The organism is Micromonospora sp. ZG13 (assembly GCF_059359355.1).
The window spans coordinates 325500-340300 of the sequence record NZ_JCADBQ010000001.1; the positions used below are offsets into that span (position 1 = coordinate 325500).

General features: G+C 74.9%; 12 protein-coding genes. 5 read left to right on the forward strand and 7 right to left on the reverse strand.

All coding sequences use genetic code 11. The annotated features are described in order from the left end of the window. Positions 1 to 151 precede the first annotated feature (151 nt). A complete protein-coding gene (locus AC5L34_RS01500; RefSeq protein ID WP_441175566.1) occupies positions 152 to 850 on the forward strand; it encodes a bacteriorhodopsin in 699 nt (232 codons plus the stop codon). Then, entirely contained in the window at positions 828 to 1940 is a 1113-nt protein-coding gene (locus AC5L34_RS01505; RefSeq protein ID WP_441175565.1) for a Brp/Blh family beta-carotene 15,15'-dioxygenase, read from the forward strand. The genes AC5L34_RS01500 and AC5L34_RS01505 overlap by 23 nt, the downstream gene beginning before the upstream one ends. A gap of 18 nt (positions 1941 to 1958) precedes the next feature. Here AC5L34_RS01505 and AC5L34_RS01510 read toward each other — a convergent pair whose 3' ends face one another. Further along, positions 1959 to 3656 (reverse strand): FAD-dependent oxidoreductase, encoded by a 1698-nt coding sequence (locus tag AC5L34_RS01510; RefSeq protein ID WP_441175564.1) that lies wholly within the window; start codon positions 3654 to 3656, stop codon positions 1959 to 1961. Between the two features lie 135 nt (positions 3657 to 3791). Here AC5L34_RS01510 and AC5L34_RS01515 point away from each other — a divergent pair, with 135 nt between their 5' ends. Continuing rightward, positions 3792 to 4916 (forward strand): LCP family protein, encoded by a 1125-nt coding sequence (locus AC5L34_RS01515; protein WP_441175563.1) that lies wholly within the window; start codon positions 3792 to 3794, stop codon positions 4914 to 4916. Between the two features lie 35 nt (positions 4917 to 4951). On the opposite strand, the gene AC5L34_RS01520 is transcribed toward AC5L34_RS01515, so the two are convergent. The 4 genes from AC5L34_RS01520 to guaB all read right to left on the reverse strand — a co-directional run bounded on the left by AC5L34_RS01520 (position 4952) and on the right by guaB (position 10773). Continuing rightward, complete coding sequence (locus AC5L34_RS01520; protein ID WP_441175562.1) at positions 4952 to 6415, reverse strand: M1 family metallopeptidase; 1464 nt, start codon at positions 6413 to 6415, stop codon at positions 4952 to 4954. A 185-nt stretch (positions 6416 to 6600) separates the two neighbouring features. Next, the gene (locus tag AC5L34_RS01525; protein WP_441175561.1) at positions 6601 to 8013 is read right to left on the reverse strand and encodes a M1 family metallopeptidase; all 1413 of its coding nucleotides are present in this window, start codon (positions 8011 to 8013) and stop codon (positions 6601 to 6603) included. Positions 8014 to 8062: 49 nt separating this feature from the next. After that, positions 8063 to 9181, reverse strand: a complete 1119-nt coding sequence (locus AC5L34_RS01530) for a GuaB3 family IMP dehydrogenase-related protein (protein WP_441175560.1) — start codon at positions 9179 to 9181, stop codon at positions 8063 to 8065. A 29-nt stretch (positions 9182 to 9210) separates the two neighbouring features. After that, on the reverse strand, positions 9211 to 10773 hold the full coding sequence (gene guaB, locus AC5L34_RS01535) for an IMP dehydrogenase (protein WP_441175559.1): 1563 nt from the start codon (positions 10771 to 10773) through the stop codon (positions 9211 to 9213). A gap of 186 nt (positions 10774 to 10959) precedes the next feature. Between guaB and AC5L34_RS01540 the strand changes: the two genes are divergently transcribed. After that, positions 10960 to 11370: a DUF5319 domain-containing protein gene (locus AC5L34_RS01540; RefSeq protein WP_363894221.1), complete on the forward strand. Its 411-nt coding sequence runs from the start codon at positions 10960 to 10962 to the stop codon at positions 11368 to 11370. Positions 11371 to 11502: 132 nt separating this feature from the next. Here AC5L34_RS01540 and AC5L34_RS01545 read toward each other — a convergent pair whose 3' ends face one another. Beyond that, on the reverse strand, positions 11503 to 12327 hold the full coding sequence (locus AC5L34_RS01545; RefSeq protein ID WP_441175558.1) for a helix-turn-helix transcriptional regulator: 825 nt from the start codon (positions 12325 to 12327) through the stop codon (positions 11503 to 11505). A 252-nt stretch (positions 12328 to 12579) separates the two neighbouring features. Between AC5L34_RS01545 and AC5L34_RS01550 the strand changes: the two genes are divergently transcribed. Then, complete coding sequence (locus AC5L34_RS01550) at positions 12580 to 12963, forward strand: WhiB family transcriptional regulator (RefSeq protein WP_089003203.1); 384 nt, start codon at positions 12580 to 12582, stop codon at positions 12961 to 12963. A 111-nt stretch (positions 12964 to 13074) separates the two neighbouring features. Here the strand turns inward: AC5L34_RS01550 and AC5L34_RS01555 are convergent, their stop codons facing one another. Continuing rightward, positions 13075 to 14697, reverse strand: coding sequence for a molybdopterin-dependent oxidoreductase (locus AC5L34_RS01555; RefSeq protein ID WP_494823668.1), 1623 nt, complete (start codon positions 14695 to 14697; stop codon positions 13075 to 13077). Positions 14698 to 14801: the final 104 nt, after the last annotated feature.

Consider the following 14801-nt stretch of genomic DNA (forward strand, 5'->3'; position numbering starts at 1 on the left):
GCGTATAGGTTATCTGTGCCAGCCGGCACCGGACTCCCGAACGAGATCTCCACCGGCGTGCCGGCAGCGGCGCCCCGCTTACCTCCGGGTCGTCACACGCGGCCGCCCGGCGGGTGCGGCGCCGCCCCAGAACCGGCCGAGGAGCGGACACATGACCGAGTGGTGGCTGTGGACGTACGTGGCCGCCATGGCGGGCGGGGTCCTGCTGTTCAGCCGGTGGCGCGCGGACCCGCGGGGAGTCCCGCGCAGCGAATACCGGGTGGCGATCGCGATCCCGCTCTGGTCCGGCTTCTGGTATCTCGTCATGGCGCTCGGCGGCGGGCGGGCGGAGGTGGCCGGCCACACGGTCTACTGGGCGCGGTACGTCGACTGGGTGGTCACCGCCCCGCTGCTGCTGGTGGCCCTGATGCTGACCGGGACGCACGCCCTGCCCGGACGCCGCTGGCGGTTGATGACCGCCCTCGTCGGGGCGAACGTGGTGGTGATCCTCAGCGGCCTGGCAGCCGATCTCACCGCGAGCGCCACATCCCGCTACGGCCTGTACGCGATCGGGATGCTGTCCCTGCTCGCGGTCTACGCCCTGGTCTGGGGGCCGCTGCGCGCCCACGCCCACCGCCAGCCGGAACGGATCGCGGCCGTCTACACGGAGGCCGCCCTTCTGCTCAGCGTGCTCTGGGCCGGTTACCCGCTGTTCTGGCTCCTCGGCCCGTCCGGGGTGGGCCTGCTCGGTTCCACCGCCACGAGCATGCTCTTCGTCGGGCTGTCCATCCTGTCGAAGGTGGGCTGGAGCATCGTCGATCTCAGCCGGCTACGCACCCTGTCCGACCGTGGTCACCTCACCGTCGTCTGATCCGGCCAGCGGGGTCGCCCCTCCGGTGCCGGTGGCCCAGGACCGGGCCCGGCTCCGACGCCGACAATCTTCCGCGTGTGGAAGCGCGGCGCCGGCGCAGCAGCCGGACCGGCTGCTGCGAGGTGCCGGGACCGCCTCGCAGCTCGCGCTCGGCGGGCTGCTGGCGCTGGCGCCGCTGATCGGCGCCGCCGGGCTCGGCGGCTCGCCGGCCTTCCTGATCGCGGGACTGCTCCTAGGGCTCCCGCACGGCGCGGTCGACCATCTCGTGCCCGCCTGGCTGTCGGCGCGCGCCCGGCCGCTGCCGGCCCGCGTGGCGCTGCTGGTGGTCTACACCGCCGTGGCCGGCGCCGGGCTGGTGGCCTTCCGGGCCGCGCCGGACCTGGCGCTGGTCGGGTTCCTCGTGGTGTCCATCGTCCACTTCGGCAGCGCCGACGTGGCGTTCCACGCCGAGCGGGACCGCCGGCCCGTGCGGCCGAGAGTGACGGCCGTGCTCGCGTACGGGGGACCGCCCGTGGTCGTTCCGTTGGCGCTCTGGCGGGACCAGGTCGACCCGGTGCTGGCCGCTGTCTCCCCCCGGGTCCCGGCCCTGATCGCCGTCGAGGTACGGGCACTGGCGTTGGCCACCGTGCTGTGCGCGGTCGTGCTCACCGCGATCCGGGAGGTCCGCGCCGGACGGCCGCGCGACGCCGTCCAGCCCCTCCTCCTCGTCGCACTGTTCGGCACCGTGCCGCCGGCCCTGGCCATCGGTGCGTACTTCGCGCTCTGGCACTCCTGCCGCCACGTCGCCCGGTTGCTGCGGCACGACCCACGCAACACCGCCGATCTGGCCGCCGGGCGGGTCGGACGGCCGCTGCGTCGCTTCGCCCGGCAGGCGGCGGCTCCCACGGTGCTCGCCGTCGTCGCCCTGATCGCCCTGGTCACCTGGCCCGGCCACCGGGCGGACCCGCTGCCCGCGACGTTCGCCGTACTGGCCGCGCTGACCCTCCCGCACGCGGTGCTGGTCGCCTGGACGGACCGACGCGGGTCCGGGCCCCCGTGCCGGGCGGGTGGCGGGCTGCTCCCCCGCCGGGACACCCGGCGCCGCAGTTGACCGGGCACCGGGCCCTGGTCACGTCCGCAGGGCGCCGGGGGCGTGCGGGGGGACGGCGGGGTGGCGCGGGGGAACCGGGGGCAGGCGACGGTACGGCGAGCCGACCGGCGGCCGCGGGTCCTCCTCGCCCTTGTTGGGCCAGAACGACATGGCCCGCTCCGCCTGGGCGGTGATGGTCAGCGACGGGTTCACCCCGAGGTTCGCCGACACCGCCGCCCCGTCGACCACGTGCAGCCCCGGGTGGCCGAAGACCCGGTGCCACGGGTCGATGACGCCGTCGGCCGGGGTGGCGCCGATCACCGCCCCGCCCAGGATGTGCGCGGTCAGCGGGATGTCGAACGGCTCGGTCAGCGCGCCGCCGGGCGTACCGCCGATCTCCTCGGCCAGCAGGCGCGCCGCCTCGTTGCCGGCCGGGATCCAGGTCGGGTTGGGCGCGCCGTGCCCCGGCCCGGAGACCAGGCGCCGGCCGAGCAGGCCCCGCCGCAGCCGGGTGGTCAGCGAGTTGTCCGCCGACTGCATGACCAGGGCGATCACCGTACGCTCCGACCAGCCGCGCACCGAGGCCAGCCGGGCCGCCGTGCCGGGCTGACGCAGCAGGATCCCCAGCCAGCGGCGTACCCGGTGCGGCCCGCCGTCGACCAGCAGCGACTGGAGCAGCCCCATCGCGTTGGAGCCCCGGCCGTAGCGGACCGGCTCGATGTGGGTCTGCGGGTCGGGGTGGAACGAGCTGGTGATCGCCACCCCCTCGGTGAAGTCCAGCCCCTGCTCGCGGGCCCGCCGGCGGGGCACCGAGGCGCCGAGGATCGCCTCCGAGTTGGTCCGGGTCAGCTCCCCGAGGCGGGGCGAGAGCGCGGGCAGCGCACCCTCCGCCCGCATGGAGTGCAGCAGCCGCTGGGTGCCGAGCGCGCCGGCGGCGAAGACCACCTGGTCGGCGTGGATCACCTGCCGTCGCGTACGCAGCCACGCCCCGGTACGCACGGTGTGCACGGCGTACCCGCCGCCGTCGACCGGGCGGACGGCGGTGACCGTGGTCAGCGGGTGCACCCGCGCGCCCAGCCGCTCGGCCAGCCAGAGGTAGTTCTTGACCAGCGTGTTCTTCGCGCCCTGCCGGCAGCCGGTCATGCACCCCCCGCAGTGCGTGCAGCCGGTGCGCTCCGGCCCCGCGCCGCCGAAGTACGGGTCGGCGGCCCGCCGGCCGGGGCTGCCGATGAACACGCCGACCGGGGTGGCGTGGTAGGTGTGCCCCACCCCCATCCGGTCGGCCACCGCCCGCATCGCCCGGTCCGCGCGGGTGACCAGCGGGTACGTGGTGGCGCCGAGCATCCGCTTCGCCTGGTCGTAGTGGCGGGCCAGCTCGTCGCGCCAGTCGGTGACGTCCCGCCACTGCGGGTCGTCGTAGAAGGCGTCCAGCGGCTCGTAGAGCGTGTTGGCGTAGACCAGCGAGCCGCCGCCGACCCCGGCGCCGGAGAGCACCAGCACGCCGCCGCCGGCCTTCCGGTCGGCCGGGCGCAGCAGGGTGAGCCGCTGGAGGCCGTAACAGCCGAGGCGCGGCGCCCACAGGAACCGCCGCAGCCGCCAGGAGGTCTGCGGGAACTCGTCGTCGGCGAAGCGCCGGCCGGCCTCCAGCACCCCGACGGAGTAGCCCTTCTCCGCCAGCCGCAGCGCGGTGACGCTGCCGCCGAAGCCGGACCCGATGACGAGCACGTCGTACCGCATGACCGCATCATTACCGCTCAGTAGCCATCGCGCCAGCGCCCGTTTTCGCGGGATCATGCACGCGGTCCGCGATCCGGAGGCGCCCGCCCGCAACTCGGTGCCCCCGTCCGGACGTTGTCAACACGGGGGTGTCGCATGACGGAGCGGACAGGGGCACCGCGCCCGCGCTGGATGCTGGGGCTGGCCGTCCTCGCGGCCGTGGTCCTGGTGGCCGTGGGCACGCTGGTGGTGACCCGGCTCGTCCGCGACGACGGGCCGCAGCGCGGCGCCGGGCCGACGGCCGCCACCGGGACGCCGCAGGCGAGCCCCACGCCCAGCCCGAGCCCGACCGTGCCGCCGGGCGCCGGCATCACCGGCCCGCTCAACCTCCTGCTCGTCGGGGTGGACACCCGGGTCAGCGTGCCGGGCTGGGAGCCGCACGGCGACGCCGTACTGGTGCTGCACGTGCCGAAGGGTCTCGACCGCGCGTACCTCTTCTCCCTCCCCCGCGACCTGCTGGTCGACATCCCGGCCTTCCCGAAGGCCGGCTACCGCGGCGGGAAGACCAAGCTCACCCACGCGATGAGCTACGGCAGCCGGGTGCCCGGCAAGCCCAAGCAGCCGAGCACCGCCCAGGGGTACGAGCTGCTGCGCAGCACGGTCAGCGGCTACACCGGGCTGCGCTTCGACGCCGGCGCGGTGCTCACCTTCAACGGCTTCGACCGGCTCGTGGACAGCCTGGGCGGGGTGGACATCTACGTCGACCAGCGGGTGGTCTCGCTGCACCGCCGCCCCGACGGTCGGCACCGGGAGCCCGCGCCGGGCGGCGGCGGCTACGTCGGTCCGCAGATGGTGTACGAGAAGGGCGAGCGCCACCTCACCGGCTGGCAGGCGCTGGACTACGCGCGGCAGCGCTACGTCACCGGCGGCGGCTACGCCCGGCAGCGCCACCAGCAGCAACTGATCAAGGCGATGGCCACGAAGATCCTCGACGAGAACCTGGCCCGGCAGCCGGAACGCGTCCAGCAGGTGGTCGACGCGCTCGGCGACACCCTGGTCTACGCGGGCGGGCCGCGCGTCGTCGACGTGGCGTACGCCCTCGGCGGGCTCACGCCGGAGAGGTTCGTGCTGGTCGACCTGCCCGGCGCGGGCGTGGGGCGGGGCAGCGCCTACCGGGGCGAGGAACTCACGTCGACGGGGCGGAAGTTCCTCACGGAGCTGCGCGCCGGCCGGGCGGACGCCTACCTGGCCGCCAACCCGAAGCTGCGCATCACGCGCTGACCGCCGTCACCGGCGCTCGGGGCGGGCGGACACCGTCACCGGCGCTCAGGGCGGGCGGGGCGCTCGGTGCCGTACAGCCACGCCTCGAAGAGGTCGTCGAGCTGCTCACCCGAGACCCGCTCGGCCAACGCGACGAACTCGGCCGTGGTCGCGTTCGCGTCACGCTTCTGCGCCGCCCAGGTCTTCAGGATCTCGAAGAACGCCTTGTCGCCGACGGTCACCCGCAGGGCGTGCACCGTCATGCCGCCGCGCTCGTAGACCGACTCGCTGAACAGGTTCGCCGCCCCCGGCTCGCCCGGCGGCGTACGCCAGACCTGGCCGGACGAGCCGGCGTAGCGGACGTCGAACGCCTGCTGGGCGGTACGCCCGCCGTCGTGCTCGGCCCACAGCCACTCCGCGTACGTGGCCAGGCCCTCGTTGAGCCAGATGTCCTGCCACTTCGCCAGCGACACGCTGTTGCCGAACCACTGGTGCGCCAGCTCGTGGGCCACCACGCCGGTGTTCTCGCCCCGGGAGAAGAAGCTCGCGCCGTAGACCGGGCGGCTCTGCGTCTCCAGCGCGTACCGGATCCGGTCGTCGGCGACCACCACGCCGCCGTACGCCCCGACCGGGTACGGCCCGAACACGCTCTCCAGGTAGTCGGCCACCTCGACCGTGTCGGCGATCGACCGGTCCGCCGCGCCCTTCGGCAGGTCCGTGGTGATCGCGTGGAACACCGGCCGTCCCTTGTGCTCGCCCTCGGTGATCCGGAACCTGCCGATGACCACGGTGCTCAGGTAGCTCGCCATCGGGCTGCGCTCGGCCCACTTCCAGGTGGTCCAGCCGCCGGTCGTGCTCTTCCCCGCCGGCACGCCGTTGCTGACCGCCGTCAGCCCCTCCGGCACGGTGATCTCGAAGTCGTACGTGGCCTTGTCCGAGGGGTGGTCGTTGACCGGGAACCAGGTGCTCGCCGACTCGGGCTGCCCGAGGGCGATGGCCCCGTCCTCGGTGTGCAGGAAGCCACCGACGCCGAGGGCCTCGTTGCGCAGCGGCTCCGGCTCGCCCTCGTACACGATCTCGGCGACGAAGCCGTTGCCGGCGATCAGGCCGCGGGCCGGCGTGACGACCAGCTCGTCGCCCTTGCGGCCGTGCTTCGCCGGGGCCCCGTCCACCGTCACGGACCGCACGGTCAGCCCGGCCAGGTCCAGGTTGAACGCGGACAGGTCGCTGGTCGCCGCCGCCTGCACGGTGGTGGTACCGCTCAGGCGGTCCTCCGCCGGGTCGTAGCGCACCTTGACGGTGTAGCGGCTGACGTCGTACCCGCCGTTGCCGTAGGTCGGGAAGTACTCGTCGCCCGCGCCGGCCGCCCCGGGGCTGAACTGGCGCGACACACCGGGCGAGGCGGCGGCCGGGGTCGGTGCCGGCGTCGGCTCGTCGGCCGACCCGCACGCGGTCAGCCCGAGCGTCCCGGCCAGCAGCAGGCCGATGCCCGCACACAGCGTCCGCCGCGACAGCGTCATCGCCTCGCCCCTCCCTGCGCCGCCGGCTGCCCCACCGGCCACGCCCTAGCGGACCCGCGCCCGGCGGGTGCCGCTCGCCCGGGTCGGCGGCGCGGAGGCGGCCGGCGCGAACCGGGCGGTGCGGCGCCGGGGTCCGGCGGCAGCCTACCGAGCGTCGCCGGAGGCCCGGACCCTGCCCGCCCGGCTCAGGGCAGCGCGGGGGCGGTGCCGCCGACGAGCCAGGCGTCGAAGACCGGGCGCAGGGGCCGCCCGGCGACCCGCTCGGCCAGCGCGACCAGGTCGTCGGTGGTGGCGTTGCCGTCGCGTCGCTCGGCGGTCCAGGTCCGCAGGATGCGGAAGAACGTGTCGTCGCCGACCGTACGGCGCAGGGCGTGCACGGCCAGCGCGCCACGCTTGTAGACGGCCGCACCGAACAACCGGGACCGTCCCGGGTCGACGGACGGACGGGACCAGTCGGTGGCGGCGTACTCCAGCTCGAAGTTGCGCTGCGCGGTGCGACCGCCGTCGTGCTCCTCCCACAGCCACTCCGCGTAGCTGGCGAAGCCCTCGTTGAGCCAGATGTCGCTCCACCGGCTCAGCGCCACGCTGTTGCCGAACCACTGGTGGGCCAGCTCGTGCGCGACCACGCCCAGGTTGGGCCGGCCGCCGCGGAAGAACCCCGGCCCGTAGACCGGCCGCGACTGCGTCTCCAGCGCGTAGCCGACCCGGGGGTCGGTGACCACGACGCCGCCGTAGGAGTCGAACGGGTACGGCCCGAACCGGGTGGCCAGGAAGTCGGCGATCTCGCCCGTGCGGGCCAGCGAGGCCGCCTCCGGCCCGGTCGCCGGCAGGCTCGCCGGCACCGCCGTGACCATCGGCCTGCCGGCGTGCGTGCCGCTGTGCACCCGGTAGTCGCCGATCACCAGGGTCGTCAGGTAGCTGGCCATCGGCGCGCGCTCGGCCCAGCGCCAGGTCGTCCAGCCGTCGGCGCTCGTCCGTTGCCCCGGCACCCCGTTGCTCAGCGCGGCCAGCCCCTCCGGGACGGTCACCTCGATGTCGTACGTGGCCTTGTCGGACGGGTGGTCGTTGACCGGGAACCAGGTGGCCGCCGACCAGGGCTGGCCGAGCGCGATCGCGCCGTCGGCGGTGTGCAGGAAGCCGCCGCTGCCGAGCTGCCCGTCGGCCTTCGCCGCCGGCACGCCGGAGTAGTCCACCTCGACGGTGAACCGGGCGCCCCGGGAGAGCCCGTCGCGCGGGGTGACCACCAGCTCGTCGCCGTCGCGGGCGGACCCGGCCGGCCGGCCGTCGACGGCCACCCGCGACACGTCCAGCCCGGCGAGATCCAGGTTGAACCGGGACAGCGCCGCGGTCGCGGTGGCCGTGAGCGTGGCCCGCCCCGAGAGCCGGTCGGTCGCCGGGTCGTAGCGCACGGCGAGGCGGTATCCCGCGACGTCGTAGCCGCCGTTGCCGGCCCCCGGCACGTACGGGTCGGCGAGGTCGGCCGCTCCCGGCCGGAAGTCGCCCCGCTCCTCGCCGCCGTCGGTGCAGGCCGCGAACACCAGCGCCGCGACGACGGCGACGGCGAGCGCGGGACGGATCCGACGGCGGGTACGACGCACCGGCCGAGCCTATCGGCGCGGCCGGTGCGGGTGGTGCTGCTTGCGCAGGTCAGCGGTCGAGGACCAGGCCGACCTTCTGGAACTCCTTGAGGTCGCGGTAGCCGCACTTGGCCATCGCGCGGCGCAGGCCGCCGAAGAGGTTGAGCTGGCCGTCCGGCTCGTCGGCCGGACCGAAGAGCAGCTGCTCCATCGAGCCGAGCGGGTCGCCGGCGGTCTCGAACGCGCCCCGGGGCAGCGACGGGTGGCTGGCGGCGGAGTGCCACCAGGCGCCACCGGCCGGTGCCTCGGCGCAGAGCGACAGCGGCTCGCCGAGCATCACCGCGTCGGCGCCGCAGCCGAGGGCCTTGGCGATGTCGCCCGAGGTCTGGATGTCGCCGTCGGCGATCAGGTGCACGTACCGGCCACCGGTCTCGTCGAGGTAGTCCCGGCGGGCGGCCGCCGCGTCGGCGATGGCGGTCGCCATCGGCACCCGGATGCCCAGCACCGACTCGGTGGTGGACCACTCGTCGCCGCCGATGCCGACGATCACGCCGGCCGCACCCGTACGCATCAGGTGCAGCGCGGTCTTGTAGTCGGTGCAGCCGCCGACGACGACCGGGAGGTCCAGGTCGGCGATGAACTCCTTGAGGTTGAGCGGCTCGTCGGTGGTCGAGACGTGCTCGGCGGAGACGATGGTGCCCTGGATGACCAGGATGTCCACGCCGGCGTCGAGGATCACCGGGGCCAGCGCCAGGGTGTGCTGCGGGGAGACCCGAACCGCCACCGTGCCGCCGCCGGCGCGCAGCTCGCGGACCCGCTCGGCGATCAGGTCGGGGCGGATCGGCTCCGCGTACACCTCCTGGAGCCGCTTGGTGGTGCGGGCGTCCTCGTCGAGCCCGGACAGCTCCTCCAGGACCTTGGTCGGGTTCTCGTAGCGGGTCCACAGGCCCTCGACGTTGAGCACGCCGAGACCGCCCAGCTGGCCGAGCCGGACGGCGGAGGCCGGGCTCATCGTCGCGTCCGAGGGGTGCCCGACGCACGGGATGCCGAACTGGTAGGCGTCGAGCTGCCAGGCGGTGGAGACGTCGTCGACGTCCCGGGTCCGGCGGCTCGGCACGATGGCGATGTCGGCCAGGTGGTAGCCGCGCTGCGCGGTCTTGCCCAGCCCGATCTCGACCACGTCACGCATGGGGGACTCCAGTTGTCGCAGGGGGATGGTCAGCGGGAGTGGTAGTTGGGCGCCTCGACCGTCATCTGGATGTCGTGCGGGTGGCTCTCCTTGAGCCCGGCCGCCGTGATCCGGATGAGCTGACCGCGGCGGTGCAGCTCGGGGATGCTCTCCGCGCCGACGTAGCCCATCGCCGCGCGCAGCCCGCCGGTGAGCTGGTGGGCGACCGCGGACAGCGGGCCCCGGTAGGGCACCTGGCCCTCCACGCCCTCGGGGACCAGCTTGTCCTCGGCCAGCACGTCCTGCTGGAAGTAGCGGTCCTTGGAGTAGGACTTGCCCTGGCCCCGGGACTGCATCGCACCGAGCGAGCCCATGCCCCGGTAGGCCTTGTACTGCTTGCCGTTGATGAAGATCAGTTCGCCGGGGCTCTCCTCGCAGCCGGCCAGCAGGCTGCCCAGCATCACCGTGTCGGCGCCCGCGACGAGCGCCTTGGCGATGTCGCCCGAGTACTGGATGCCGCCGTCGCCGATCACCGGGACGCCGGCCGGCCGCGCGGCCCGCGCGGCCTCCATGATCGCGGTGATCTGCGGCACGCCCACCCCGGCGACGATCCGCGTGGTGCAGATCGCGCCCGGGCCGACGCCGACCTTCACGCCGTCGGCGCCCGCCTCGACCAGCGCCTTCGCGCCGGCGTAGGTGGCGACGTTGCCGCCGACGATGTCGATCGTCACGTCCTTCTTGAGCTGGGCGACCATCTCCAGCACCGCCCGCTGGTGGCCGTGGGCGGTGTCCACGATCAGCACGTCGACGCCCGCGTCGACCAGCGTCCGGGCCCGCTTGTACGCGTCGTCGCCCACCCCCACGGCGGCGGCGACCCGCAGCCGGCCGGCGTCGTCCTTGGTGGCGTTCGGGTACTGCTCGCTCTTGGTGAAGTCCTTGACCGTGATCAGCCCGCGCAGTCGGCCCGAGTCGTCGACGATCGGCAGCTTCTCGACCTTGTGGCGGCGCAGCAGGTCGAGGGCGTCGTCCTTGCTCACCCCGACCGGGGCGGTGACCAGCGGGGTGCGGGTCATGATCTGGTGGACCGGGGTGGCCGGGTCGGAGACGAACCGCATGTCGCGGTTGGTGACGACGCCGACCAGCTGACCCTCGCCGTCCACGACGGGCACGCCGGAGATGCGGTAACGCCCGCAGAGGGAGTCGACGTCGCGCAGCGTGTCGTCGGGGCTGGCGGTCACCGGGTTGGTGATCATGCCGGACTCGGAGCGCTTCACCAGGTCGACCTGGAGCGCCTGGTCCTCCAGGGAGAGGTTGCGGTGCAGCACGCCGATGCCGCCCTGGCGGGCCATGGCGATCGCCATCCGGGCCTCGGTCACCGTGTCCATCGCGCTGGAGAGCAGCGGGATCGACAGGTTGATGTTGCGGGTCAGCTTCGTCACGGTGTTGACCCGGCTGGGCACCACGTCCGACTCGCCCGGCTGGAGCAGCACGTCGTCGAAGGTCAACCCGAGCGGAACCACCCGGGCGGAGCCGGCGGGCAGCTCCGGCAGGTGGCCGCCCAGCTCGCCGTTGTCGGCGCCGGCCGGAAGATCGGTGCTGGGCGAAAATTCCACGATTGCTCCCCTGAGCTGGTCGTACGGGCTTCAGTGAGGTGGCGCGGGCGGGCACCGGCACACGCCGGGTGACGGGCGCGTCGTCCCATCGTACCCACCGGCCCGGGCCGTCCCCGGCCGGTGGCGGCCCAGGTCACCGGTAGCCGGGGGCGGACGCGGCCCGGGCGTTGGGTCTACGGTGAGGGGGTGCACGACGAGCCCATCGACCCCTTCAACGGCGACCCGGCCGATCCGGCCGCCGGCCTGCACGATCCGGGCGACGACGCCCCACTCGACCCGCTGACCGACGTCGAGCGACAGGACGTGCTGGAGGATCTCGCCGACCTGGAGATCTACCAGGCGCTGTTGGCGCCGATCGGGGTGCGCGGGCTGGTCATCGAGTGCGAGGACTGCCGGGAGCCGCACTACTTCGACTGGGACCTGCTGCGGGGCAACCTGCGCCACCTGCTCAGCTCGGGGCGTCCCCGAGTGCACGAGCCGGCCTACGACCCCGACCCGGACCACTACGTCACCTGGGACTACGCCCGCGGCTACGCCGACGGGGTGCACGACACGCTGACCGAGGGCACCGACGAGGAGCCCGAGCCCGAACGCTGAGGCGGGCCGGGGCCGCATCGGGTGGGCTCAGCCCGCCGCCCGGCTCCGCGCGCCGAGGACTTCCGGCCGGCCGTACGGCTCGGGCCACCCGCCCCGTTCCGCGCGCCCGGGCCTTCCGGGGGGCCGTACGGCTCAGGCCACCAGGCCGGCGCGGAAGCCGGCCGCCACGGCGTGGGCGCGGTCCCGCGCGCCGAGCTTGCGGAACAACCGCCGGGCGTGGGTCTTCACGGTGTCCTCCGAGACGAACAGCTCGCGCCCGATCTCGGCGTTGCTCTTGCCCTCCGCCATGCCCAGGAGCACCTGGAGCTCGCGTTCGGTCAGCCCGACCTGGGACCGGCCGCCGCGCTGACCGGGCCCGCCCCGCCGTCCAGCGGGCGCGGCCTCGGCCGGCTCCTCGGCGGCCTCGGCGGGGTCGTCGCCGCGCTGCGCCGGCACCACCGTCGGCGCGCCGCTGGAGCCGTCGGGGGACGTCGCCGACCAGGTGGGGCCGGGCTCGGCCGGTGCGCGCTTGGCCGTCGCGGTCCGGGCGGGACCGCCGACCGCGGCGGTGTCCCGGGCCGGGTCGGTGACCGCGCGCCGGGCCGGCCGTCCGGGCGAGGAGAGCAGCAGCAGGGCCTTGGCGACCGCGCTGGTCAGGTCGTGGTCGACGCCCTGGATCAGGCCCCGGGCGCCCGCGCTGATCGTGGCCGCGGCCGCCTCGGACTCCTCCGTGCCGAGCAGCAGCACGGAGGCCTGCGGCGCGCGGGCGAGCACCCGCCGGACGAAGCCCGCGCTGTCCGGCCGGGTGAGGGCGGTGTCCGCGAGCACCACGTCGGCCGGGCGCTCGGCCAGCCGCAACATCACCTCGGGATCGGAGACGGCCGTCCGCACCACGGCGGACAAACCGAGCCGTGCCGCCGCGGACGCGAGATGCTGCGCCGCGAGCGGTGTCCGAACGCACACGAGAACCGTACGCACAGTGGTCTCCTCTCCGCCCAAGAGCAGACCATGGCCGGGTCGGGTCGCGAGGGGGTTCCGGCAATCCTCCGAACTTTTCCGACAAGTGGGGCATATGCCACCGATTGCCGGAAGTTTTCGATCACAGGTGTGTGAGCCGGCGACCGCCCGGGTACTCCAGGCTCAGGCCGGAAACGGCGCGCCTGCGCGGACCGTCGCCCGGACGCCGATTCACCAGGATCTGCGCGGTGCCGCGCGGGAGGAGGGGTGCTGATGTCGAACGTACGCAGACTGCCCGGACCCATCGTCGACCTCTGGGACTGGCAGCGACTCGGTGCCTGCCGGGGCCGGGACAGCGCGCAGTTCTTCCACCCGGACGGCGAGCGCGGCTCGTCCCGCCTGCGCCGGGAGTCCGGCGCCAAGGCCGTCTGCCGCGCCTGCCCCGTACGGGCCGAGTGCGCCGCCCACGCCCTCGCCGTCCGCGAGCCGTACGGCGTGTGGGGCGGGTTCAGCGAGTCGGAGCGGCTGCGCCTGCTCGCCGTGGGCTGGGAGGACCTGGCCGACCGCCGCCAGAGCCGGGTCGACGTGGCCCGACTGGAGGCCCGCCTGGGCCAGCCGCACCGGTCGACCGTCCCCGCCCAGCGCAAGATCGCCTGAGCCGGCCGCCCTCGAAGACCACACCGACGCCGCGTCCCCGCCCGGGGGCGCGGCGTCGCGGCGTTCCCGGCCGCGCGCGGGCACCATCCCCGGACGGCGCCACGGTCTTGCTCAACGCACCGTGACGGTGACGGTGTGCCAGCCGGTGGCGCCGTCCGGGGCGACCGCCTGGCGCCGCCCGGTCTGCGTCTCGCCGGTGACGTCGGTCGCCCGGACGGCGAGGGTGTGCTCCCCCGGGGTGGCGTCCCACCGCCACGACCACTGGACCCAGGTGTCCACCGAGACCACGGGCGCCAGCTCCGCCTCGCGCCACGGCCCGTCGTCGACGCGTACCTCGACGCGGCTGATGCCACGGTGCTGCGCCCAGGCCACCCCGGCCACGGTGACGGCACCGGCGGTGAGCCGGTTGCGCGGGCGGGGGGTGTCGATGCGCGACTGGGTCTTCACGGGCCCCTGCGCCGACCAGCCGCGCGGCACCCAGTACGCGTCGAAGTCCGCGAAGCTGGTCAGCTCCAGCTCGGTGATCCACTTGCAGGCCGACACGTACCCGTACAGGCCGGGCACCACCATCCGCGCCGGGAAGCCGTGCTCCACCGGCAGCGGCTCGCCGTTCATCCCCACCGCCAGCAGCGCGTCGCGCCCGTCCCGGAGCACGGCGGTCGGCGTGCCACAGGTCCAGCCGTCCACCGAGCGGCCGACGACCTGGTCGGCGCCCTCCTGCGGCTCCGCCTCGTCGAGCAGTTCCCGGATCGGCACGCCCAGCCAGCGCGCGTTGCCCACGAGGTCCCCACCCACCTCGTTGGAGACGCAGGCGAGGGTGACGTACCGCTCGACCATCGGGCGGGCGAGCAGGTCGGCGAAGCTCAGCTCGATCTCGTTGCGTACCCGGCCGTGGATGCGCAGCCGCCAGCTCTCCGGGTCCACCTGCGGCACTACCAGGGCGGTGTCGATCCGGTAGAAGCCGAGGTTCGGCGTGACGTAGGGCGCGAGCTGGGTCAGCGACAGGTCCGCCCCCGCCGGCACCGTCGGGGCGGGCGCCACCGGGGCGGGTAGCACGACGGCCTCGCGGGCCGCCGACACGCCCCGCCGGCCGGCGAGCCAGCGACCGCCCAGCCCGGCCACCCCGGCAGCGCCGACCAGCACCCCGGCCCCGGTCAGGAACCGCCGCCGCGACGCCGGGTCGCTGGGCTCCAACGGCTGCGGAGGCGCTGTGGCAGCCGGCGGCACGGGCCCGTCGGCGGGCAGCGGCGTGGCCCTCTCGGCGGGCGGCGGCGCGGGCGGGGACCAGGGCCAGGGGTCGAGTTCGAGCGGGCCGGCGACGAAGGCCCAGAGCACCGCCGCGCCGAGCACCGCGCCGAGCAGCGAGGGCAGCGCGTCGGCGGGGCCGGCGCCGGCCCGGGTCACGGCGGCGGCCACGCCGAGGGCGGCGAAGGCGGCGATGCCGGCGAGGCCGATCGCCAGCCGGCGCCGGGACAGCATGCCGAGCAGCGCGGCGAAGGCGGCGAGCAGCAGGCCCGTCCCGACCAGCAGGGCGATCTTGTCGTACGTGCCGAAGAGGGCGATGCCGAGCTGTTTGAGCGGCTCGGGCACCGTGTCGACCACGAGCCCGCCGACGGCGACCAGCGGCGCCGAACGGGGGCCGGTCAGCACCGCCACCAGTTCGGCGGAGCCGATCGCCACCGCGGCGGCGGTGACCCCGGCCAGGGCGGCGTAGCCGCGTGTCGTACTGCTCATCGGGCCAGTGTTTCCGATGCACCGGACGGCCGGTAGTCGCGTCGGTGCCCACAAGGGCGTCGGGGCGCACCGTCACGCGGACGGTGCGCCCCGACGAGGCGTAC